General features: G+C 69.8%; 16 protein-coding genes and 1 tRNA gene. 7 read left to right on the top strand and 10 right to left on the bottom strand.

Annotated elements, in window-relative coordinates:
- The 3 genes from IG69_RS0118740 to IG69_RS0118730 all read right to left on the bottom strand — a co-directional run.
- On the bottom strand, positions 1–278 hold a 278-nt coding region (locus IG69_RS0118740; protein ID WP_030529695.1), incomplete at its 3' end, for a transposase.
- Positions 279–425: 147 nt separating this feature from the next.
- Positions 426–776, bottom strand: a complete 351-nt coding sequence (locus tag IG69_RS0118735; RefSeq protein WP_030529694.1) for a hypothetical protein — start codon at positions 774–776, stop codon at positions 426–428.
- Positions 773–7,153: an RHS repeat-associated core domain-containing protein gene (locus IG69_RS0118730; protein ID WP_157577731.1), complete on the bottom strand. Its 6,381-nt coding sequence runs from the start codon at positions 7,151–7,153 to the stop codon at positions 773–775. The genes IG69_RS0118735 and IG69_RS0118730 overlap by 4 nt, the downstream gene beginning before the upstream one ends.
- 269 nt (positions 7,154–7,422) lie before the next feature.
- Between IG69_RS0118730 and IG69_RS0118725 the strand changes: the two genes are divergently transcribed.
- Positions 7,423–10,674 carry a hypothetical protein gene (locus IG69_RS0118725; protein WP_157577730.1) on the top strand — a complete coding sequence of 1,084 codons (3,252 nt, stop codon included), beginning with the start codon at positions 7,423–7,425 and terminating at the stop codon, positions 10,672–10,674.
- 716 nt (positions 10,675–11,390) lie between these two features.
- Here the strand turns inward: IG69_RS0118725 and IG69_RS0118720 are convergent.
- A tRNA-Met gene (locus tag IG69_RS0118720) sits at positions 11,391–11,464 on the bottom strand.
- Positions 11,465–11,560: 96 nt separating this feature from the next.
- Positions 11,561–14,632, bottom strand: a complete 3,072-nt coding sequence (locus IG69_RS0118715) for a UPF0182 family membrane protein (protein WP_030529691.1) — start codon at positions 14,630–14,632, stop codon at positions 11,561–11,563.
- 103 nt (positions 14,633–14,735) lie between these two features.
- Between IG69_RS0118715 and IG69_RS0118710 the strand changes: the two genes are divergently transcribed.
- On the top strand, positions 14,736–15,278 hold the full coding sequence (locus IG69_RS0118710) for a PPA1309 family protein (RefSeq protein ID WP_030529690.1): 543 nt from the start codon (positions 14,736–14,738) through the stop codon (positions 15,276–15,278).
- Between the two features lie 24 nt (positions 15,279–15,302).
- Here IG69_RS0118710 and IG69_RS0118705 read toward each other — a convergent pair whose 3' ends face one another.
- Together IG69_RS0118705 and IG69_RS0118700 are read right to left on the bottom strand one after the other, a co-directional pair.
- Positions 15,303–16,376, bottom strand: a complete 1,074-nt coding sequence (locus IG69_RS0118705) for a YlbL family protein (protein WP_245616199.1) — start codon at positions 16,374–16,376, stop codon at positions 15,303–15,305.
- Positions 16,373–16,807, bottom strand: coding sequence for a molybdenum cofactor biosynthesis protein MoaE (locus IG69_RS0118700; RefSeq protein ID WP_030529688.1), 435 nt, complete (start codon positions 16,805–16,807; stop codon positions 16,373–16,375). The genes IG69_RS0118705 and IG69_RS0118700 overlap by 4 nt, the downstream gene beginning before the upstream one ends.
- A 98-nt stretch (positions 16,808–16,905) precedes the next feature.
- Here IG69_RS0118700 and IG69_RS0118695 point away from each other — a divergent pair, with 98 nt between their 5' ends.
- Positions 16,906–18,273 carry a zinc-dependent metalloprotease gene (locus IG69_RS0118695; protein WP_051750745.1) on the top strand — a complete coding sequence of 456 codons (1,368 nt, stop codon included), beginning with the start codon at positions 16,906–16,908 and terminating at the stop codon, positions 18,271–18,273.
- Positions 18,270–18,851 (top strand): NUDIX hydrolase, encoded by a 582-nt coding sequence (locus tag IG69_RS0118690; RefSeq protein ID WP_030529686.1) that lies wholly within the window; start codon positions 18,270–18,272, stop codon positions 18,849–18,851. Before IG69_RS0118695 ends, IG69_RS0118690 begins: the two co-directional genes overlap by 4 nt.
- Here the strand turns inward: IG69_RS0118690 and IG69_RS0118685 are convergent.
- A complete protein-coding gene (locus IG69_RS0118685; protein WP_030529685.1) occupies positions 18,807–19,355 on the bottom strand; it encodes a M48 metallopeptidase family protein in 549 nt (182 codons plus the stop codon). The genes IG69_RS0118690 and IG69_RS0118685 overlap by 45 nt on opposite strands.
- A gap of 196 nt (positions 19,356–19,551) precedes the next feature.
- Between IG69_RS0118685 and IG69_RS22570 the strand changes: the two genes are divergently transcribed.
- The 3 genes from IG69_RS22570 to IG69_RS0118670 all read left to right on the top strand — a co-directional run bounded on the left by IG69_RS22570 (position 19,552) and on the right by IG69_RS0118670 (position 21,746).
- Positions 19,552–19,713, top strand: a complete 162-nt coding sequence (locus tag IG69_RS22570) for a DUF5679 domain-containing protein (protein ID WP_013493366.1) — start codon at positions 19,552–19,554, stop codon at positions 19,711–19,713.
- Positions 19,714–19,848: 135 nt separating this feature from the next.
- A complete protein-coding gene (locus IG69_RS0118675) occupies positions 19,849–20,394 on the top strand; it encodes a hypothetical protein (RefSeq protein WP_030529684.1) in 546 nt (181 codons plus the stop codon).
- A complete protein-coding gene (locus IG69_RS0118670; RefSeq protein WP_030529683.1) occupies positions 20,391–21,746 on the top strand; it encodes an ABC1 kinase family protein in 1,356 nt (451 codons plus the stop codon). Before IG69_RS0118675 ends, IG69_RS0118670 begins: the two co-directional genes overlap by 4 nt.
- Positions 21,747–21,750: 4 nt before the next feature.
- Here IG69_RS0118670 and IG69_RS0118665 read toward each other — a convergent pair whose 3' ends face one another.
- The gene (locus IG69_RS0118665) at positions 21,751–21,948 is read right to left on the bottom strand and encodes a hypothetical protein (protein ID WP_030529682.1); all 198 of its coding nucleotides are present in this window, start codon (positions 21,946–21,948) and stop codon (positions 21,751–21,753) included.
- A 2-nt stretch (positions 21,949–21,950) separates the two neighbouring features.
- The gene (locus IG69_RS0118660; RefSeq protein WP_030529681.1) at positions 21,951–22,523 is read right to left on the bottom strand and encodes an HhH-GPD-type base excision DNA repair protein; all 573 of its coding nucleotides are present in this window, start codon (positions 22,521–22,523) and stop codon (positions 21,951–21,953) included.
- Between the last annotated feature and the right edge of the window lie 12 nt (positions 22,524–22,535).

The following is a 22,535-nucleotide window of genomic DNA, read 5'->3' as shown; positions in this document are numbered from 1 at the left end:
AGCACGTTCTCCTGCGCGAAGTAGGCCGAGGCCCGTTTGAGGATCTCGATCTCCATCGCCTGACGGCGGTTCTCTCTTCGCAGCCGGACCAGCTCCTCGTGCTCGCTCGAGGTCAGGCCCTCACGGCGGCCGGCGTCGACGTCGTCCTTGACCATCCAACGGCGCAGGCAAGACTCGCTGATCCCCAGGTCCTTGGCGATCGTCGCGACCGACGCACCCGGCACCCGGGTCAGCTCGACTGCTCGACGCCGGAACTCCGGTGGTTTGGCAGCAGGCATCCCAGACTCCTCTCCGAGACGATCATCGCCTCAGCTCAGGTGTCCGGAAAAGCGGGTCAGGCTCCGGCCATGTGCCCTGCGTTCGCCAGAGTGGCTGAGGTCGTCGTGGGCGGGCCGCCTTCGACCATCTGCCCGTCCTGACGCGGCTCACAGGGTGGCGAGGACGCTGAGCGCGAGCTTCCTCACTCGCGCCCACTCAGGGGACATACGAAGGGCCTCCAGTCGCCAGAACTCTTCGTTCGCAGGACCTCCACGCGACGACAGCAGAGCGTCAATCTCATTGATTTTCTGACACGCTTCCGGCGTGAGCCACCCTGCATCCACGAACTGCCCACCGAGCCGAGCACCGTCACCCAGTTCCTGCGCAAGCTCGTCAGTGAACTCAGGACGGCCCAAGCCCAACGAGGAAAGCCATGACACTTGGTCTTCATACGGAAGGGCAAGCACAGCCACGCTGCGTACGAGTTTCGCCAACAGGGCGGGATGCATCTCGGTCATTGCGCGAACCTGACTGTGCCTAGTTCACCACTGGAAACTTTCCAATAGGGCTCGCCATTGAAGTGACGCGGCGACCCGGGACTCCACTGAATGTACCGTCCCGTCCAGTCGGTCCCCTGCGAGTTCCGCTCGCGGAACGTCCAACCCGACCCCGCACTACGGCCACGCTCAAGAGTCCCCACCTCCCAGCCAGGACTCCCGCGCAGGATGCTCTCAACTTGGGCAGGATGCTTTCCCGCCAAGAGACTCGGATTTGCTATTACGTCTTCCACAGACTCCAGCACCTGACCAACTGGCCGTACCGCAGCGCCGGGCGTTGCTTTGGCGGCCGCCCGAAGAGTGACGTATGCGGTCATACCGCCACCTACACCAGCTCCGCCCAACAGGGAGCCGCCTGCAGCGAAGTCGGCGGCACCGGCGTAGGCGGCAGCAAGGCAGTCAACTACTCCAGTCGCTACGCAACCCGCGACTGCAAACGGCGCAATGAAGATCCCCAACGCAACGAGTGCGTCGTACTTCCCCTCCGGCTGGTAGGGCCTGTTGCTCCCAAGTCCTCCGATGTACGGGTTGTAGCCCTTCCGCTCGTGAGCCGCCCGTTCCTCAGCGCGTTGACGCGCCAAAAGCACGTTCAACCAAGCCTTTGCGTCGTTCTGACTTGGCACATCGGCGCATCTAGAGCATGCTCCCCCAGCACCAGGAGTCCTGGCACCAGGACCGCCCCGGGCACCGTCGCCGGGCCGGTTCCTGACCCTGCCACTAGAGGGGTCTTGGTACTGACCCTGACCGTAGGTATCTCCCGCAATCTGGATCTCACCCGTCGGGTCTGAGAATGACACCGGGTTGTTGCTCCCGTAGCTGTACCCGTTGGCCTGAAGGGGGTTGCCCGGGTCAAGGACAGGGTCGACCGAAAGGAAGCGGCCCAGGGTCGGATCGTACTCGCGCGCACCGATGTCGACGATGCCAGCGGGGTTGGACTGCTTGTCCAAGAACCCGCGCTGGTTCGGCCAGGTGCCGCTCGGGGTGCCGAGTGCGTTGCCGTAGGGATCGGTGAAACGACGGGTGACCGTCTGAGCACTGGCCTTGAACGCGACACCGGCAGTGTCGTGGTGGTCGCGCATGAGGTAGGTCAGGCCCTCGAGGTTGGTCCGCATGGCGACGGTGACGCCGCCGTGCGAGTAGTACCGAGTCGTGTCGGCCTTGTTGGTGGAAGCGGTGTACTTGACCTCGGTGCCACCCATAAACAGTGTGGTCACGCCTCCCGGGTCGCGCCGCAGGAGCTGATCACCATCGGCGTCGTTGAGGAAGGAGATGGTTCCGGCGGCGGTGCTGATGCTGCTGGTGCGCTGGTCAGCGCCGTAGGCGATGGTGTTGGTGACGCCGTTAACGGTTCGAGAGATGGTCGCGCCATTGGCGTCGTATCCGTAGCTGGTGCTACCAGTCGTGGCGCCGCTGGTGCTGGTGCTGGTGCTGGTGGAAGTGAGCGCGCGCGGCTTGCTGACCGTCCCGTTCGTGTACCCGAGGTACTTGTAGTCGGTGACGGATGTGGCGGGACCGCTGGGCACTGCATTCTTCGTTTGCTTGTCCCGGCGCCCGGTGGCCGCGTCCAAGGTCCACGAGTACCAGAACTTCTGCGGGCCACCGACCTTGGTGTTGTTGGTCGTGGTGGGGGTGGTCGCGCAGGCGTCGGTGGCGGACCAAGCTTCGGTCAACTGCTGCAGCGTGTCGTACTTGTAGCAGGTGGTCTGCGTGGCTGCGCCGGCGCCGCCTTGGATGTCGACGGTCTTGGTGATGTTGCCGGCGTTGTCGTAGGTGCGGGTGATGTCGGCGATCTGCGGGTCGGCCATGAGGCCGGAGAAGTCGACGTGGTTGACGCGGTGGGTGTTGACGTCCCGGTCGTAGGTGAGCGTGGCCCGCAGGGTGTTGATGCCGAGGACGTGCTGGGAGACCTCGCCCCATGGGGAGTAGATGGTGTCGGCGACGTAGGCGTTCTTGCCGCCGGTGCCGGTCAGCTGTCCGATCGCGTTGTAGAAGTGGGTCAGCGTCTCTACGGAGACCCCGCCGCGGGTTCCGTCGGTCGTCACGGGCATGGTCTCCGTGGCGAGCTGCCCGGTGCTGGTGTAGGTGTAGCTGCGGGTGTAGCTGGGAAGGAACCCTGTCTCGTCCAGCGTCAGGCTGGTCCCGGTGGGCCGGCCGGTGACGCTGTCGTAGCCGGTGATCGCCTTGACGTATGCCTTGCCGCCGGCGAAGCGGGTGCTGGAGGTGGGCTGCCCGGCAAGGAGCGTGTCGTAGGTCCACCCGGCGAGCTGGGTGCCGGTGGTCGTGGCGCCGGAGTACTGACCGGTCTTGCGGCCGAGCTTGTCGTAGGCGTAGGTCAAGGACTGGTTCTTGGCGTCGGTGGTTGTGATGGTTTCGCCGAGGTCGTTGTACTTGGTGGACCGAGCACCGGAGTCGGGGTCCGTGGCTGCCGTGACGCGGCCGGCGAGGTCGTAGGTGTTGCCCCAGGTCGAGGCGGCCGAAGTGTTGTAGGCGGTCGTGTGCGCCTTGAGACGGTCGAGCGCGTCCAGGGTGTAGACGGTGCGGACGGCGGTCCCGCCGGAGAGCGTGTTGCCGCTGATGGTTGGGGCGACGGTCCAGGTGTTGAGTTCCTTGGTCTTTCCTCGCCCGTTGATGATGCTGGTCGTGGTGACGCCGCCGGTGGGCGGGATGGTGGTGGTGCGGTCGCCGGAGTACACGGTCTTGGTGGAGTACTTGGCCGTAGTGCCTTGGTAGGCGGTCTGCTGGGTGGCGCGACCTGTCGCGTCGTAGACGGTGAAGGTGCGGCTGTCGATACCGGTGGCGGCGGTGGAAGCCACGGTGGTGCTCGGTGCGCCGGTGGTGGGCCAGCCGTTCTCCGTGCGGATGACCCAACCGTGGGAGTCGACGAACGACTCTGTGATGAGGCGACCGGATGCCGTCTGGGTCTGCGTCTGACGTGTGTCGCCGAACGCGTTGAGGATCTGCGTGGAGGTCGCGTAGCCGACGGCTGCCTCGTTACCGGGGTCGACGAGCGTCTTGGTGGTGACCGAGGGTGGCGCGGTCTGGGTGAGACTGTAGGTGTAGGTCGTGTTGGCGTTGCCGGCGCGGGACTGTCCCGGGTTCCACACTGCGACAACGCGCCCGAGAGCGTCGACCTTGGCGTCTGTAACCAGCCCCCCAACGTCGGTGCTCTGCACCGGCACTCCGCGACTCGGGTCGAGCTTCGTGGTCGCGCTTTGGTTGAGGGCGTTGGTGATGGTGACCTGGGTGGTCGGTGCACTGGTAGCTGGCAGATAGGTGGTGAGGGTGCTTCGCGCGGTGGAGCTGTCAGCGGCGTTCGCGTAGGCGGTTGCCGTCTTGGCGCGCCCATACGTGTCGTAGCTGGTGGTCGCCTTCGCCCAACGGGTGGTGCCCCCCACGGCGTCGAGGGCCGTCTGGGTCATGGTCGGGTTGCCGGCGCTCGGGGCCGCCCCGAGCGTGGTGCTGTTGTCGTAGTAGACCCGGCCTTGGGATAGGACGGCGCTCGTGGTCTGCGCGGTGCCAACGGCTGGGCAGGTCTCGGCAGAGACGATGTTCTCTGCCGGCCGGTCACGGATCCAGGCCGTCTCGTTGTCGGCGTAGGTCAAGCCGGTGCAGCGCGTTGCCGCGCTACTTCCGGACTCGTTGACCCGGACGGGCCGGCCGAGGGAGTCGTAGGTGGTCGTCGTGGTGGCGTTGAGCAGGGTGGTCCCGCCGGCGGGCACGTTGGTGAGCTCGGTGACCTTCTCGGCTCGCACGATGGTTGCCTTGAGCGGGTTGACGTCAGGGCGAGCGTGCGTAGCTGAGGTGGCGACGACGCTCATGTTCGTGATCGTTGAGCCGACTCGGCTGGTGCCGGCGAACGTCTGCACCTCTCGTGGGTTGTCGGCGAAACCGTCGGCGTCTGCGACCACGGAGTTGTCTGTCGCCCCGAGGTCCACGCGGCGAGAGCCGCTCGGGAGTCGGTCGCCGTCCATGCCGCGGTAGTAGCTGGTCTTGGTCAGGGTCCATGCGTCGGCGACGCCGTTGCTGAAAGAGTTGGGGTTTCCGGTACGGACTTCGACGGTGCCGTACCCGCGGAACTGCCCGTAGGTCCGGCGGGCGGCGGGCACCAGTTCGTTGTTGTCGAAGTGCCACGCCGGGTCACCGAGGTAGGTGTAGGTGCTGATGCGCGTCGGGGCGGAGGTTGCGACGGTGTTGATGTCGCTGACGGAGACCTGGGTGACGACGTACTTGTGGAAGTAGTCCAGGACCGGCTTGGCGGCGAACGGGGGCGTCCATGAGACGGGGTAGCAGCTGGTCGCGTTCGTCGACGGGTCGGACGGGATGGTGGTCGAGGTGCACACCGGCTTGGCGCGCCCGTTCTGCCCTGCGTCGGCGTTGTAGGACACGACGATGGCCTGGCCGGTCTCGGTGCGGATCTGGTTGAGCCGGGACATGACCATGGGGCTGAGGAGCTGGTTGACGCCGGTGACGCGGTTGTCCCAGTCCGCGTACTGCAAGGTCACCTGCGGCATGGTGATGCTCGAGCCGTCGGTGCCGTAGCCGGTACGGGTGATGCCGCCCAGGTTGAGGGTCGGCAGGCCGTTGGCGGCGTAGAACTGGCTCAGGGCGACAGAGTCCACGGTGGTGTAGGTGCCTGAAACGGTTCGGTACTGGGTGTCGATCGAGGCAAGACGCTTGCGGGTCCAGAACGAGGGGCTGTGCTGCTGGCAGGCCGTGCCGGAGGTGCACTCGAGGTCGATCGGGGTGTCAGGCCATACAGTCGGGTCGGTGCTCGAGGAGCACCCGGTACCGGTGCACCGGTCGGCCGTGTTGAAGAGGACCTTGTAGGAGGCGGGGGTGGTGAAGACGCTGCCCGCGTCGTTGTGCATGCCGTACTGAATCGAGGTGAGGTAGCCGGCCCGGTCATACGCGACCCCGCTCGTTCCGGAGTTGGGACCGTACCGGTTCACCTCCTTGGCGTAGGAGTAGACCGCGGCATTGCCATTGGGGTCCTCGACGTAGTCCAGATTCCACCGATAGGCCTGCGCACACCGGGACGCCGAGAACCCGGTGTCCGAGTAGCACGGGTCGGCAGGCTTGGCGCCGTAGACCGGCACCGTCAGCACCGAGTTGGTCTCCTGCGCCGCACTGGCGCCAGGCGGCCGGTTGAGGCCGAAGTAGTACTGCACGCCGCTGGTGTCGGTGACGCGCCAGTACTCCCCTCCTTGAGCGCCGTTGGGCGCCTTGTCGAGGTGCTCGACCCGGGCGCCGTTGTCCTGCTCCACACGCCAGACGTCGAGTGTGTCGTCCTTGACCAGCCGGCCCGAACCGCCACCGGCGAACTGCAGAGTCAGTACCTCACCCGCCCAACACAGGTCGCTGGTCTGCGATGCAGAGGGCAGGCTCTCGTCGTCCTTGCAGGTGCGGTAGGAGCGCTCAATGAAGCCGGGCTGGTAGTCCCAACCCAGCCCCACCCACGAGGACTGGTTGTTGCTGGTGGCCACCTTGCCGTCCACCGAGGCTGAGCTGTAGTCGAGCGAGACACTCGGAGCGACCGTTGAACCAGTCGCTGGTGACGGTGTCGGGACAGGGTAGGACCAGTTGAACCCGCCGCCGGCACCAGAGACTGACCAAGTGCTAGAAGGTGCGAGTGACGTCGCTGCGAAGGATCCGGTATCTCCAGATGCCCCCGAGGTCAGCGCGTAGGTGGTCGTCGTGCTGGTCGGCTTTGCTCCCGACACAGCCGGGGGCACCGTTGCGGTGATGGTGTTCGCGCTCTGTGCGCTAGCGACTTGCGTGGCGACGTTGCACTTGCTGCTGTTGGCGTTGCCACCGGCGCAGGCAGGAAGGCGCACCAGCCGCAGCCGCTGTGCGTACCCAGCCGAACCGGCCTGGGCCCACTTGGAGAAGTCGACACTCGGAGTGACGCTGGGATCTTCGGAAGTGACCTGGAACGCCAGCCCGTTGACGCCGAGGGCTTTGGTCTGACCGGGCGTCAGCAAGGTCACGTTGGCCTGCCCGGCTGAGGCCGCTTGGCGAGACAGGCTAATGCCGGTCGCCGAAGCCGACGCGCGCCGCTGCCCAGCGGCAAACTTCACCGAAAGGGACTGTGGGAAAGGCTTATCCGTCTTTCGCCCTGCCGCCACGTACTCGTGACGGCGAACCGTCTCCTTCTTCGCCGCGCTCACCATGTCCTGGTGGGGCAGGTTCTTGAACACCTGCGGCTTAGGAAGGCGTGAGTAGTCGATGCGCTCAGGAGCGGCCGATGAGGCAGCGGGCGCGGCGACGGTGACCACCATCGCCGTTGCGAGCACACCAACAAGGGCGACGATCGGGCGAGGTGCACGGCGTGGCGACATTCGATCCCCTTCGCTGGCCGAGTCCCCCCGGCGCAAGTTTCCTGCCGGAACGTAGCGGACAACGACCGGCTTGCGCGAGTGATCGAGCAAACCAGCAGGGACCGCACCGCAACATTTCGTGAACCTCTAGTTGTCGCGCGCGTTGAACGCTACTGTCCGCTGCGACGAGCCACACGCATCCGCACCAGGGGGACCTTCGAATGGATAGCCGTCTTGCACGCCGAATTGCCGCCATCGCCGTTGCAGCTTTGGCGACTAGTGCGACGTGCGTGGCATCGCCTGCGACGGCACAGGCTCAAAGCAAAACCGCCGCCCTCTCCTCGCAGACCGATGATGCTCTCGGCGTCGCGATGGCGGAAGCAACGGACGAAGCTGTTGCGAGCGGGCAGGCCGTTCCAGTCGACGACTTGACGACCGAGACCAGCCAAGTGCTCGCCCAGCCCGACGGCAGATATGAGCTGACAAGCAGCCGACTCCCCGTCCGTGTCGAGAAGAACGACCAGTGGGTTCCGGTCGATGACACACTCGCCCGCAACGGCAATGGCACGTTCTCGCCGAACGCGGCAACCGTTGGCTTGACCTTCTCTGGCGGCGGCACCGGGCCCTTGGTCACCATGGGCGACGAGCAGGGCACCGTCAGCTTGACCTGGCCCCGCCCGCTACCTGCCCCCGTCGTCAGCGGCGACACAGCCACCTACGTCGACGTACTTCCGGGTGTCGACCTCAACCTCATCGCCGCGCCAACCGGGTACAAGCAGCTGATCACGGTCAAGACGGCAGAAGCTGCCGCCAATCCCGAGCTCGAGCAGCTGACCTTGACCGCCCGGGCTGACGGCGTCAAGCTCAGCACACAGTCTGACGGGGCGCTCACCGTCGTTGACGACGCGGGTCAGCCCGTCATGGCCGGTCCTCAGCCCTACCAGTGGGACGCAACCCATTCCGCGGACGCGCCCACGGACGAGAACACCGGAACCGGTCAGGCGACGCGCGTTGACGTCGACTCGGGAACCGCGGACGGAAGGAACCAGCCCGCCACGACTCAGGTGGTTATCCGGCCCGACGTGGACGAGCTGCGCGACCCCGAGACGACCTTCCCGGTCAGGATCGACCCGAGCCTCAGCAAGATCGACTCGCACTACCTGACCTTGTACAGCAACGGCTGGAAGGACTACGACGACACGGCCGAGCCGATGCGAGTCGGCAAGTGCTACAACGCCCAGGGCTACTGCGGCGCCTCCACGTTCGTCACCCGCTCCTACTTCTCCTTCGACGTCTCCGCCCTGACTGGGCAGTCAACCACTGCCCAGATCTACAGCGCCAGCGTCATCGTGAGCCAGGTCCACAACGCCAGCTGCTCCGCGACACCCGTGACGCTCTGGAGCGCTGGCGCGTTCACCTCCAGCACCGCATGGAACGGCACCGAGAGCGCGGCCATCGAGACGAAATCATCCTCAGGTGGCGCCTGCTCCAACGGCTCCCCCGCCGACATCGCCTTCTCCAGCTCCGCAGTGGTGCAACGCTTCACCAACGCCGCGAAGGGCGACATCCCGACCCTCTACTTCGCCCTGATCTCTCCAGACGAGACCAACTGGGACTACTGGAAGAAGTTCAACAACAACCCAGAGATCAAGGTCGTGTACGACTTCGGCGTATCGGCTCCGTACGGGCTGGACGTCAGCAACAAGGTCATGTGCGGCTCGAGCCCTTTCACCAACGTCCCCCAGCCCACGTTCTACGCAAGAGCGGACAACCTCAACCCGACGATCCACACCGTTGACCTCACGTTCTGGATCTACGCCAACCCCAACTCCGGCTCCGCCCTCAAGACCAGCGGCGAAATCAGACACGTCGCGGAGAAGAGTAGCTATGGCTGGCAGGTACCAACGGAACTACCCGACGGCAACTACTACCTCGTCGTCGCAGCGCAATCCGACTCGCCAGAGAACCCCGACCGGACAGCTACCAGCGCCAAGTTGTACTTCAGCGTCGACTCCGCCGCCCCAGCCACCCCGACAATTGCCAGCTTCGACTACCCGGAGAAGGCCTGGGGTGCGCCCGCCGACCGCCGAGGGTCATTCCAGCTGTCCACCAACCGCCCCGACGTCGTCGGATTCTCCTACGGCATCGACACGACGCCGCCGACGGTGGAAGCGGCAACCTGCAACTACGACCAGGGCACAGGAACGACCGGCTATGTCGAGGCCTCAGCGGGCGATGCCACCTTCACCCCCGCGCCGACGCTGTCAGTCGGGTACCACACGCTGACAGTGCGAGCGTTCACAGGCGCGCACCACTCCAGCTTGAATAGCGAGACGTACGTCTTCTACGTGGCTCAAGCCGCCCCCTCAGGTTCGTCATCCGGCAACGTCTACAAGATCGAGGGCGAGTCCGCTTTCCCCATCCAGCAGCCTGCGGGTCAGGGAGACTCCCGATACAACAACGGAGCAGGCCTGCCCGTCTACAAGGAAGCCAGTAACGACGCGCAAGGCTTGGGGTTCTCAGGCGGGTACGACGTGCACATGGTCTTCCCATCGCCGGGCGACGGATCGAAGTTCGGGATCAAGTTCTCCGTCCCGACAACGGGCTACTACGCGCTGGGCGCCCGGATGCACGCATACACCCACTTCGCGAAGGCACAGTTCACGCTTGACAACGATGCCGCCCCGATCAACAGAGGGGACGCCGCCAAGACCCCGCTTGTGTTGGACACGTACAGTCCCACCCGGGCACTGAAGTTCATCGCGCTCGGTGGACGCACACTGACCGCTGGAACGCACACACTGTGGATCACTGCACCGTCGACCAACAGCGCAGCGGCTGCGTACACCTTCAACCGGACCTACGGGACCGGAATCACTGCGACGATCGCGAACCTGCCTGCGTACTCGTTGGGCTTGGATCACATCAGCGCCTCGCTCATCGGCGGCGTCCAGTACCCCAGCCTCCAAGCGGCCTACAACAACAACGGCATCACCGCACCGGGCGACAGCGGCGACATCGACGTCGTCGGCGGGAAGCGCTCGATCGCCAGCGCCGACTTCCCCATGACCGTGACCGCAGGCTCTCTCACCTTCACTCGAGGGGCAGAGAACGCCGGTAACGACAACGTCGTTGCACTGGGACAAGCAATCGCTGTCAACCAAAAGGCCACGGCCGTGCACCTGCTCGTGGCGAGCACGTGCTTCCCGACGCCGCTCACGCTGAACAACCAGCTGAGCATGAAATTCAGCGAGCAGGAGGACCCCGCCGATGTGCCCACACCCCGCACCGTTCCGGCGTGGCTGGCAACCGCTGATGCCAGCATGAGCCGCGTGGTCCTCAACGGCGTCAAAACCGACGCCAACACGGTTGACACCACCAAGAGGCCGGTTCTGTATGCACTGACCTACCCCGTGCCCGACCCGTCACTGACTCTGGCGAGCGTGACCCTGCCGGTCACGGGCGCCAGTGGCACGCCGACCCCGGAGTGCGTCAACCCTGCGCTCCACGTTTTCGCCATGAAGGTCGACGCGGCACCCTAGCTTCGTCTTCAGCGGCATCACGTCCGTGTGCTTCAGGCACGCTGCGCATCCGCTTGGCTGGTTGATCCCCGTTCGAGGAGAGTAGCGACGCTCAACGACGGCCAGGGACGGGCAAGTAGTTGGGCTCACCACGGCGGGGGCCCACACGACGCCTCGGCCACGCGGTGGCGCCGCCGAGGCTGTCTGGTGTCTTCGAGGTCGGCCCACCCTCGGCAGCGGCCTAGTGGGACGGCAGGTGGATGAGGAACTAAAGACGTCGATAGCTTGGACGCCTCGCGCGTGCGAAGCACCAGCGGCGGCTTAAGAGCGCGCGCCCCCTGACGAGAGGTGGTTGGCCCATCGCACCGTGAGATTCGTTCACTGCCGACGTGGAATTGTGGCCGTGGTCGGAGCCGTGCGGGCTACGGATGGTGTGGCCGATGACCGGCTTCCTGGCCCGCAACCTCAGGCATGCAGAACCATGGCCACCGGTTTCGTCGGGGACTTCCGACCCAGGCTGACCTGGGGCATCACACAAAGAGCTCGCCCAGCGCAGCTCGTCAGCGCTCCGACGCCTCGCTGATGCATCTGGTTCGACCTGGGTCATCGGCGACTCGTGAGAGGCAACGAACCAACAATCAGAATTGTTGACCGTAGACCTCGTCCCACATTTGGTGTCTACGCAGAAGACCCCCACAAGATGTGGGGGTCTTCTGACTCGTCCGTAACGAGTCCAGTAGCGGGGGCAGGATTTGAACCTGCGACCTCCGGGTTATGAGCCCGGCGAGCTACCGAGCTGCTCCACCCCGCGTCGTGGTGAGTCGCACCCCGGGGGGCGCGCTCGGTATGTCTCGAGGTTAGACGATGGACTCCGCCGGGACCAAATCGGCCCCGGCGGAGCCCTGCGTCATCCGGCGCTGGCGGTCGTCGACGCCGACGGCGCCGGGGACGGCGAGGCCGACGGGGACGCCGAGGGCGTCGGGGTCGGCGCCGTCGTCCCGAGCTGGCGGGCGAGCTCGTCGGCCCTGGCGATCGCCGCGGACAGCTTCTCCTGCGCCTCGCCGTAGGCGGTGAAGTCGCTCTTGCTCAGCGCCTCCTGGCCGGCCTGGTAGGCCGCCTGGATCTCGGCGATGGCCGCGCTCAGCTGCTGCGGCAGACCCGTGCCGGGGTCGGTCGGCGTGCCGCCGCCGCCCCCGCCGTCGCTGCCGCCGCCGTCGTTGCCGCCCGTGTCGCCCTGGCCCTCGCCGAAGAGGCCGGTGATGGCCTGGTCGAGGGTGTCGCCCCAGGCGACGTTCGAGCCGTACACGGCGACGGTGATCTTGTTCTGCGGGAACGAGCCCGAGCCCTCCGAGGCCTGCACGTAGACCGGCTGCACGTAGAAGGTGCGGCCCTGCAGGGGGAAGGTCAGCAGGTTGCCGAAGGTCAGCTTCTTGCCGCCGCTGGAGTTGTTGGTGATGTACTGCGCGAGGCCCAGCTGCTCCGCGGGGTTCTGCGAGCGCACGTTGGAGTTCTGGATCTGGTTGCGCACCTGGCCCGGTCCGGACGGCGCCTGGTTCGAGGAGTACTCGACGAGCCGGAGCTTGCCGAAGTTCTCGGCCCGCTCCCCCGCGGTCGACCCGGCGTCGGCGTCGACGGCGAGCAGGCCACGGAGGATCTCCCGGCCGCCCTCGGCGTTGCTCGCCGGCACGAACGGCGAGGTGATCGAGAACGAGGCGCGGTCCTCGCCCGGCAGCGCGATCGACTGGAACACCACGGGGATGTCCTGGGTCGACAGCGAGGGGTCGCGCGGCACCCGCCAGCGGTCGTTGCCGGTGTAGAAGTCGTCCGGGTTGGTGATGTGGTACTCGTTGAGCAGGTCGCGCTGGATCTTGATGAGGTCCTGCGGGTAGCGGATGTGCGACATCAGGTCGCCGGAGATCTCGGAGATCGGGCGCACCGTGTTGCCGAAGGCCTGGCTCCACGCCTTGAGGATCGGGTCGCTCGTGTCCCAGCCGTAGAGCTTGACCGAGCCGTCGTACGCGTCGACGGTCGCCTTGACGGCGTTGCGCACGTAGTTGGCCTCGCCGGTGCGGACCTGCACGACGTTGCTGCGCTGGGCGACCGAGTCCGACGTCGCGTTCGCGAGGTCGACGAGGCGGCTGTTCGGGTAGGCCGACGAGGTCGTGAAGCCGTCGACGATCCACTGCACCCGCCCGTCGACGACCGCCGGGTAGACGTTGCCGTCGAGGGTCAGCCAGGGCGCGACGCGCTCGACGCGCTCCTGCGGGGTGCGGTGGTCGAGGATGCGCGAGCTGTCGTTGACCGCGTTGGAGAGGAAGAAGTTCGCCTCGCGGTACTTGATCGCGTACGCGAGCTTGCGGAACGTCGAGCCGATCGAGACGCCGCCTCCACCGCTGTAGGTGTTGTTGACCGACGACCCCTCCGAGGAGCCCGGACGGTCGTACTCCTTGGCCTGCGCCCCGGCGGGGGCACCGACGACCGAGTACGACGGCGACAGCTCGCCGAAGTAGATCCGCGGCTCGTACTCACCAAGGTTGTTGCGGGTGCCGCCCTCGAAGAAGACCGGGTCGCCCTCGGCGGTGCGCTGGTTGCCGTACGCCGCGTAGAAGCCGTAGCCGTGGGTGAAGACCGTGTGGTCGTTGATCCAGTTGCGCTGGCTGTCCGGCAGGCCCGAGAGGTTCATCTCGCGCACGGCGACGACGGCGTCGTTGACCCGGCCGTCGATCGTGTAGCGGTCGACGTCGAGGGTGTCGGGGAAGGCGTAGAAGTCGCGCTCGCCCTCGAGCTGGCGGAAGGTCGGTGCGACGACGTTGGGGTCGATGACGCGCACGCCGGGGATGGCCTCGGCGTTGGAGCGCAGCGTGTTCTCGGACGGCGCCTGCGCCGGCACCGTGTTCTCGATCCGCTCGACGCGGTCCAGCCCGAAGGCCGCGCTCGTGGCCTTGATGTTGCGGTCGATGTAGGTCGCCTCGAGCGAACGCTCGGAGGGCCGCACCCGCAGCGACTGGATGAGCGCCGGGTAGATCGTGCCCGCGACGACGGCGGTGACGACGAGCAGCCCGACCCCGATGATCGGCAGCCGCCAGCTGCGGCTCCAGATCGCGGCGAGGAAGAAGATCGCGCACATGATCGCCGCGACCGCGAGGATGGCCTTGGTCGGCAGGACCGCGTTGGCGTCGGTGTACGTGATGCCCGTGAGCAGCGACCCCTTCTGCGTCGAGAGCGAGTAGCGGTCGAGCCAGTACGACCCGGCGCGGGTCAGCGCGATGAGCGCGCCGACGACGCCGAGGTGCACGTAGGCGGCCCGCGTCGACGGCCCGCGGCCCGGCAGCTGGAGGCCGCCGTAGACGTAGTGGGTGAACGCGCCGGCGAGGAAGGTCAGCACGAGCACGACGGTCAGGAAGCTCACGAGGAAGCGCAGCCACGGCAGCGTGAAGACGAAGAAGCCGACGTCGAGGCCGAACTGCGGGTCGGTGACACCGAAGGGCTGCCGGTTGGCCCAGAGCAGGTACGTGCGCCAGGCCCCCATCGACCCCGAGCCCGCGAGCAGGCCGAGGACGCCCGGGATCGCGAACAGCGCGATCCGGCGCAGCGGCTCGATGGCCTGGCGGTACTGCTCGAGCACCTGCTGGGCCGGCGTCACCGGGACGTAGATCGGCCGGGTGCGGAAGGCGACGACGAGCGAGGCCGCGACCGCACCCGCCGTCAGCACGAACGCGAGGACGAAGATGACCGCCTTGGTGGCGAGCTCGGTCGTGAAGACGCTGCGGTAGCCGACCGACTCGTACCACCAGACGTCGGTCAGGAGGTCGGCGGCGATGCCGCCGACCACGGCCAGGCCGATGAGGACGAGCAGGGTGGGCAGCAGCGGGCCCCTCCGGCGCGGCCGCGCGGGGCGGCCTCCCTCGGCGGCGCGCCCGGACCCGTCACCGGGTCCGTCCGGGCGGTCGCGTCCGTCGAACCAGTCCGAGCGACTCACAGCTCTCCTCGTCCCGTGTGCCGGGGTCGTCGTGCGATGGGTGAGGTCAACCTATCTCGCACACCCGAACGCGCGGAGGGCGGGAAAGGTTGCGTCGGGCACCATGGAGCCCGTGAGCCCCGACCGACGCCCCGTCACCGACCCCCTGACCCTCGCCGCGCTCGACACCGAGCGGCACGTCGCCCGCTCCGGGTGGGACCAGCCGGTCCGGCTCTTCGCGCTGGTCCACACCGCCGAGCTCGTCGAGCGCGAGCCGCAGCTGGCGCAGGGTCTGGCCACCCACGACGCGGTGGCCGGCGCCCTCTCGGCCATCGAGCAGGACGAGCTCCCCGAGGCCACCGGGCTCGAGGAGCTGCTCGGCCGGATCGCCTGGCCGGCGGAGGTCGCCGGCTGCGCGGTCGCCGTGGAGCGGGTCGTCCTCCCGCCGGCCGCCGAGCGCGACCTGCCCGAGGATCCCGAGGAGGCGGTGCGCGCCGTCGCCGCGCACCCCGACCGCGCCGACGTGCGCCTGCTCGTGGCCGTCACGCGCGACGGCGCCGCGCGCTGCCTGCTGCGCCAGCGGGCGCACGACAGCGACGACGAGGTCGCCCTCGGCGAGGACCTCGCGCCGGGCATCGTCCACGCCCTGCGCGCGACCCTGGACTGACGCGCCCGGGCCGGCGAGCCCGCCTCAGCCGCAGCGCGGCAGGCCGGCGGTGTCGCCCTTCGCGATGCCCTCGACCGCGGTCCTCGCGTCGTCGAACGTCGTCACCTTGAGCAGGGTCATCCCGTCCGGCACGTGGCCGACGGCGTCCGCGCAGTCCTGCTCGGGCGAGAGGAACCAGCGGGCTCCGGCCTCGTGGGCGCCGACCATCTTCTGCCGGATGCCACTGATGGGGCCGACCGCTCCGCCGTCGGCGATCGTCCCGGTGCCGGCGATGCGCTGGCCACCGGTCAGCGACCCCGGCGTCAGGGCGTCGTAGATCGCGAGGGTGAACATCAGGCCCGCGGAGGGCCCGCCGACCTGGCCGGTGTTGAGGGTGACGGAGACGGGCAGGTCGTAGTCGGTGCGCAGGAGCACGCCGATGACCGGCTGGCCCTGCACGTCGCCGGTGGTCACGGACAGGCGCTTCTCGAGGCCGTCCCGCTCGACGACGAGCGCGACCTTCTCCCCCGGCCGGTGCTCGCGGACCGCGCCGCGCACCGCATCCGGGTCGGACGCGTCGATCCCGTCGACGCTCCGGAGCACGTCGCCCTTCTCGAGCACCCCGGCCGCCGGGCTGCCGTCCGGGACGTCGGCGATGGCGACGTGCGTCGTCACCTGCTTCCCGAGGGCCCGCAGGGCGGTCGCGGCCGCGACGACCTGCGACTCGTTCATCAGCTCGACGTTCTGCTCCTGGACCTCGTCGGCGGTCGTGTCGTCGGGGAAGTAGTCGCTCTCGGGGGCGGTGTCGCTGTCTCCGCGCCACCACGCCTCCGCGAGGTCGTAGATCGTCACCGTGCGTCCGGGACCGCCCTCGAAGGCGACGGTCGTGAAGTCGAGCGCGCCCTGCGTCGGGTACGTCTGCGCCCCCTGGACCGACAGCACCGGCTTGCCGTCGACCTGGCCGAGGACGTTGGTGGCCGGGCCGGGCGACAGGATGACGTAGGGCAGGCCGACGAACGTCATCCCGGCGGCGAGGACGACGAGCACGAAGAGCGAGGTGAGGAGGGTCGCGGCGAGCCGGCCGCCACGCGCGGAGGGCGGGGGGACGCCCAGGCTCACGGCAGCCCCACCCACTCGGTCGAGCCGTCACCGAGGGACTGGTGCTTCCAGATGGGCGTGCGCGCCTTGAGGGTGTCGATGACGGCCCGACAGGCGTCGAAGGCCTGGCCGCGGTGCGGCGCCGACGCCGCGACGACGACCGCGAGGTCGCCGATGGCGAGGGTCCCGGTGCGGTGGACCGCGGCCACCCGGACGGCGTCCGAGGAGGCCAGGACGTGCTCGCACACCTCCTGCATCGTCGCGAGGGCGCTCGGGTGCGCCGAGTACTCCAGCCCGGTCACGGCGTCGCCGTGGTCGTGGTCGCGCACGAGCCCGACGAAGAGCGCGACGCCACCGCACGCGGGGTGGCGCACGGCGTCCAGCGCCTCGTCGACGGACAGCGGCTCGTCGCGGACCGCGACGAGCGCGACCGCGGAGTCATCGGTGGCCATGGGGCTCCTCGGGGGACGGCCGCCGGAACGATTCGCGCGCGGCCGTGGTTGGGTACGACAGACGCCCATCCTCTCATCCGACCTGCAGGAGACCGGCCGTGACCGACCACGCCGACGACGACGAGACCCCCGACCTCCCCCCGGAGCTGGAGCAGATGCTGCGCGGCCTCACCGGCGGCGCCGAGCTCGACCCGCAGATGGTCGCGATGATGCGGAACATGGGCCTGGACCGGATCGACCCGCAGATGCTCCAGATGGTCATGTCCCAGGTGCAGGCGATGTTCGCGGCCCCGCCCGGTGACAGCACGCTGGACCCGGCGCTGGCCACCGACACCGCGCGCAAGACCGTCGCGGCCGCCGGGGACGCCCTCGCGGCCGAGGCCGACCGCCGGGCCGCCGCCGAGGCCGTGCACGTCGCGAACCTCTGGCTCGACGCCGTCACCGACCTCACCGCCCCCGCGCTGCGCGGCACCGCGTGGAGCCGTGCGGAGTGGGTCGAGGCGACGATGCCCGTCTGGACCGACCTCGTCGAGCCGGTGGCCGAGGGCGTGACCGACGCCGTCACCGCGGCGATGACCCGCCAGCTCTCCGACCTGCCCGAGGACGCCCTGCCCGCGGGGATGTCCGGGATGCTCGACCAGGCCGGCCCGATGCTGCGCCGCATGCACGGCTCGATGTTCGCCCTCCAGCTCGGCCAAGGCGTCGGGACCCTCGCCGGGGAGGTCGTCACCGGCTGCGAGGTCTCGCTCCCGCTCGTGCCCGCCCCGGACGTCGTCCTCATGCCGCAGGCCCTGCGCGAGCTCGCCGACGGCCTCGAGGTCGACGAGCCGCAGGCCCGCCTGTACCTCGCGGTGCGCGAGGTCGCCCGGGTGCGCCTGTTCGCCGACGTGCCGTGGCTCTCGGCCGGCCTGCGCGCGGCCGTGCGCGACTACGCCGGCGACATCACCATCGACACCGACGGCATCGAGGAGGCGGTCCGCTCGATCGACCCCTCCGACCCCCAGGCGGTCCAGGAGGCGCTGCAGGGGCGGCTGTTCAACCCGCAGCACTCCCCCGCGCAGCAGGCCGCCCTCGGCCGGCTCGAGACGCTGCTCGCCCTCGTCGAGGGCTGGGTCGACGTCGTGACCGAGCGCGCGGTCGCCGGTCACCTGCCGGCCGCCGACGCCCTCGGCGAGGCCGTGCGCCGGCGCCGCGCGAGCGGCGGCCCGGCCGAGAAGGCCTTCGGCTCGCTCGTCGGGCTCGAGCTGCGTCCGCGCCGGCTGCGCGACGCCGCCAACCTCTTCCGGGCGCTGGAGGACCGGGCCGGTGCCGAGGGCCGCGACGCCGCGTGGCGCCACCCGGACCTCGCGCCGTCCTCGGCCGACCTCGACGACCCGCTGGGCTACGCCGAGCGGTCGACCACGCCGGCCACCGACGACCTCGACGCCGAGCTCGACGCGCTGCTGCGCGGCGAGGGCGACCGGTGACCGACCCCGTCGACCCCGCCCGCGAGTACGCCCACCTGCACGCCGACGCCACTGCCGTCCTCGACCGCTGGTCGGCGCCGGACGCGGAGCAGGAGGAGCTGCGCCGCGGTTACCTGACCCACCTCGCGGCGCACCCGGACGGCGTGGCCAAGGCCGGGCCGCCCGCGCACCTCACCGGGTCCTGCCTCGTCGTCGACGCCACCGGCGAGCACGTCCTGCTCACCCACCACCGGCGGGCCGGGCAGTGGTTCCAGCTGGGCGGCCACCTCGAGCCGGGCGACGCGACGCTTTATGACGCCGCGCGCCGCGAGGCCCGCGAGGAGTCCGGCATCCCCGACCTCGAGCCGCTGCCCGCGCCGGTGCAGCTGGACCGGCACACCCTCGAGGGCGACTTCGGGCGCTGCCGCGAGCACCTCGACGTCCGCTACGTCGCCCGGGCCGCCGCGGACGCCGTACCGCGGGTCAGCGCGGAGTCGCACGACGTGCGCTGGTGGCCGGTCGACGCGCTGCCCGAGGGCACCCGCGCCGAGCTCTCACCCCTCGTCGAGGCCGGCCGCCGGGCCCTCGGGCTCCTCTGAGGTCGGCATCCCCGAGGCGTGCGCGAGCCCGTCGAGGAACCCGCGGGCGCGCTCCAGGCGCGGGTAGGAGCCCAGCAGCCGCCAGAAGGCCGGGCCGTGGCCGGCGACGAGCAGGTGCGCGAGCTCGTGGAGCAGCACGTAGTCGAGGACGTGTGTCGGGACGTCGCGCAGCCGGTCGGAGACCCGGATCGTCCCGTCCGTCGGGGTGCACGAGGCCCAGCGCTTCTCCATCGTCGACACCCACCGGACGCTGCTCGGCCGCGCGTGCCCGCCGAGGTAGCGCTCGGACAGGCGGGCGGCTCGAGCGGCGAGCGCGTCGTCGCCGAGGGCGCTGCGGGTGTCGCCGCGCTCGAGCCGTGTGAGCATCCGCTCCACCCAGCGGGCCTCCTCGGCGGCCGAGAACGAGGCGGGGATGAGCACGACCGTGCGTCCGCCGTCCCGGTAGGCGCTCACGGTGCGGCGGCGTCTCCGGCTGCGGCGGACCTCGACGTCCCGCGTGGCCACCCCCCGACTCTACGCACTGCGGTGACCGTGGGGCCGGTGGGACGCGCGTGACCAGCGAGGACGCCGCGGCCCGCCCCGGCCGCGCGTCACGTGGGCAGCGACCCCCCGCGTGGCTACTGTGGGACGGTCCAGGCCGCCCCCGGGGGGCGGTACACCACTCCGGACGGGTTCCCGGCCGGTGACAAGGAGTACGTCGATGGCTGACGAGACCTACAAGGGCGAGTTCTACTGCGTGAAGTGCAAGGAGAAGCGCGAGGCGGAGGGGAAGGTCGTCGTCTCCGAGAACGGCCGGCGGATGGCCAAGGGGCAGTGCCCGGTGTGCGGGACGAACCTCAACCGCATCCTCGGGAAGGCCTGAGCGGCCGACCCTCGACGACGGCTCCGGACCACGACGGTCCGGGGCCGTCGCCGTGCCCGGGGCCTGTGGACGACGCCCGCGGTGGAGGCGCCCGGCCGGGCAGGATGCCGCCAGGGGTCCGGGCAGGAGGCAGCGATGGAGCGGGTGCGGGTCGTCGTCGACGGGTGGGGCGTGCTCGCGTCCGAGACCGCGGGCCGGCTGCGCCGCTGCGGGGTGCCGGTGCGCGCCGGGGCGCACGAGGCCGACGCCACCGAGCTCGCGCTCGTCGCCGGCCTGCCCGGGCCCGACCTCGTCGTGCTCGTCGCCGAGCACGGGCCGCCCGAGTGGTGGAGCGCGCCGTGGCTCGGGGCGCCGTGGCAGGCGCACGACGTCGCCCTGCTGCCCGTCGTCCGACACACCGCGGGGGTCGACGTCGGTCCGCTCGTGCTCCCCGGCCGCACGCCGTGCCTCGTCTGCGTCACCCCGCCCCCACGGCCGACCGGTGCGGCGGCGGCGCTCGGGGCCGGGGCCGTCGTGCTCGCCGCCGCGGTGGCCACGGTCACCGCCCTCGCGACCCTCGCCGGGGACGCCGCGCTCGGCGGCGTCTCGACCGAGATCGGCCCGCAAGGCACGACCGTCGTGCACCGGGTCTGGACCTCCCGGCCCGGGTGCGGCTGTGCGTCGGTGAGAATGGCGGGGTGAGCGAACGCGACCGGGAGATCCCCGGCTCCTCCATCGCCCGGGCCGCTCGGCTCGCGGGCCTGCCCCTCGGCCACGCCGGGCGGGCCGCCCTCGGCATGGGCAAGCGGGTCGGCGGCAAGCCGGCCGAGGCCGTCGCCGCCGAGCTCCAGGCCCGCACCGCCGAGCAGATGTTCGCGGTGCTCGGCCAGCTCAAGGGCGGCGCGATGAAGTTCGGCCAGGCGCTGTCGGTCATGGAGGCCGCGATGCCCGAGGAGGTGCTCGGCCCCTACCGCGCCACGCTGACCAAGCTCCAGGAGTCGGGGCCGCCGATGGGCGCCGAGCGCGTGCACGGCATCCTCGCCCAGGAGCTCGGGCCGCGCTGGGCCACGACCAAGCTCGTCGAGTTCGACGACGTCCCGGCCGCCGCCGCCTCCATCGGCCAGGTGCACCGCGGCGTGTGGCGCGACGGCCGCGAGGTCGCCGTCAAGATCCAGTACCCCGGGGCGGGCAAGGCGCTGCTCTCCGACCTCAACCAGCTCTCGCGGATGGCCCGGATGGCCGGCTCGTGGGTCCCCGGCATCGACGTCAAGCCGATCATGGAGGAGCTGCGGGCGCGGATGAGCGAGGAGCTCGACTACTCGCTCGAGGCCCGCCACCAGCGGCACTTCGCCCGCGCCTTCCGGGACGACGAGGACGTGCTCGTCCCCGACGTCCTCGTGGAGTCGCCGCAGGTCCTCGTCACCGAGTGGGTCGAGGGCACGCCGCTCGCCCGCGTCATCGCCGACGGGACGCCGGAGGAGCGCGACGAGGCCGCCTCGCTCTACCTCGAGTTCCAGCTGCGCGCCCCCACCCGGGCCCGCCTCCTGCACGCCGACCCGCACCCGGGCAACTTCCGGATCACGCCCGACGGGCGCCTCGGTGTCCTCGACTTCGGCGCGGTCAACCGCCTCCCCCAGGGCATGCCGCCCGAGATGGGCGAGATCCTCACGGCGAGCCTCGCCGGCGACGGCGAGGGGCTCGTCGCGGTCCTGCGCCGCGCCGGCTTCATCCGCCCCGGCATCCAGATCGACCCCGACGGCCTCGTCGAGTACCTCCAGCCGCTCGTCGAGCCGATCCTCCACGAGCAGTTCACGCCCACCCGCGAGTGGCTGCGGGGCGCGGCTGCCCAGATCCAGGACCCGCGCCGGCCGCAGTTCCTCATCGGCCTCAAGCTCAACCTGCCGCCCGACTACCTCCTCATCCACCGGGTGTGGCTCGGGGGCATCGGGGTGCTCAGCCAGATCGGCGGCACGGTGCCCCTGCGCGAGATGGTGTGCGCCTACCTGCCCGGCGTCGACGAGTCCCGCTTCCCCCCGGACCCCGACGCCGCCTGACCCCTCACCACCAGGCGGAGTCGAGCTTGCCCTCGATGCTGCGCAGGTGCCGGCGGCTGCACGCCGCGCAGGTCCAGACCTCGCGACCGCTCTCGGTGCCGCGGCTCCACGTGAGCCGGGCGAGGGCGGCGGCCTCGGAGTCCGCCGGCGTGCTGCCGCACGTCGCGCAGACCGGTCGCTCCTCCCCCGCCGCGTCGCTCACGCTCAGCCCTTGGTCTTCGCCGCGGCCTTGGCCGCCTTCTTGAAGTCGCGGACCTTCTGGAGGGAGTCGGGGTCGACCACGTCGGCCACCGAGCGGAAGGAGCCCGTCTCGGCGTAGGCGCCGCACGCCTCCTGCCAGCCGTCGGGGCGCACCCCCAGCTGCTTGCCGAGCAGGGCCGCGAAGATGCGCGCCTTCTGGTCGCCGAAGCCGGGCAGGGCCTTGAGGCGCGTGACGAGCTCGCGGCCGGTCGAGGCGGTGGTCCACAGGCGCGAGGCGTCGCCGTCGTACTCGTCGCGGACGACCACCGCGAGGTCCTGGATGCGCCCGGCCATCGACCGGCCGTAGCGGTGGACGGCCGGCGGCGTGGCGCAGAGGTCGGCGAAGGCCTCGGGGTCGGCCGCGGCCAGGGCCGCGGGGTCGAGGGTGCCGAAGCGCTCGAGGACCTTGGCCGGACCGGCGAAGGCACGCTCCATCGGGAACTGCTGGTCCAGGAGCATCCCGGTGAGGAGCGCGAAGGGGTCCTCGGAGAGGACGCGGTCGGCGGCGGGGTCCTGGGCGATCGTCAGCGCGGCCATGGGGCCAGCGTA

The sequence above is a fragment of the Phycicoccus jejuensis genome (genome assembly GCF_000720925.1).
Lineage (GTDB): Bacteria > Actinomycetota > Actinomycetes > Actinomycetales > Dermatophilaceae > Phycicoccus > Phycicoccus jejuensis.
This window is presented reverse-complemented; position numbering and strand designations above follow the sequence as displayed.

Bases quoted from the DNA above. Each gene is read 5' to 3' on its own strand.
- IG69_RS0118700 (WP_030529688.1), bottom strand. From the start codon at position 16,807: ATGGCCACCGATGACTCCGCGGTCGCGCTCGTCGCGGTCCGCGACGAG.
- IG69_RS0118675 (WP_030529684.1), top strand. From the start codon at position 19,849: ATGGAGCGGGTGCGGGTCGTCGTCGACGGGTGGGGCGTGCTCGCGTCC.
- IG69_RS0118735 (WP_030529694.1), bottom strand. From the start codon at position 776: ATGACCGAGATGCATCCCGCCCTGTTGGCGAAACTCGTACGCAGCGTG.
- IG69_RS0118730 (WP_157577731.1), bottom strand. From the start codon at position 7,153: ATGTCGCCACGCCGTGCACCTCGCCCGATCGTCGCCCTTGTTGGTGTG.
- IG69_RS22570 (WP_013493366.1), top strand. From the start codon at position 19,552: ATGGCTGACGAGACCTACAAGGGCGAGTTCTACTGCGTGAAGTGCAAG.
- IG69_RS0118710 (WP_030529690.1), top strand. From the start codon at position 14,736: ATGGAGCCCGTGAGCCCCGACCGACGCCCCGTCACCGACCCCCTGACC.
- IG69_RS0118660 (WP_030529681.1), bottom strand. From the start codon at position 22,523: ATGGCCGCGCTGACGATCGCCCAGGACCCCGCCGCCGACCGCGTCCTC.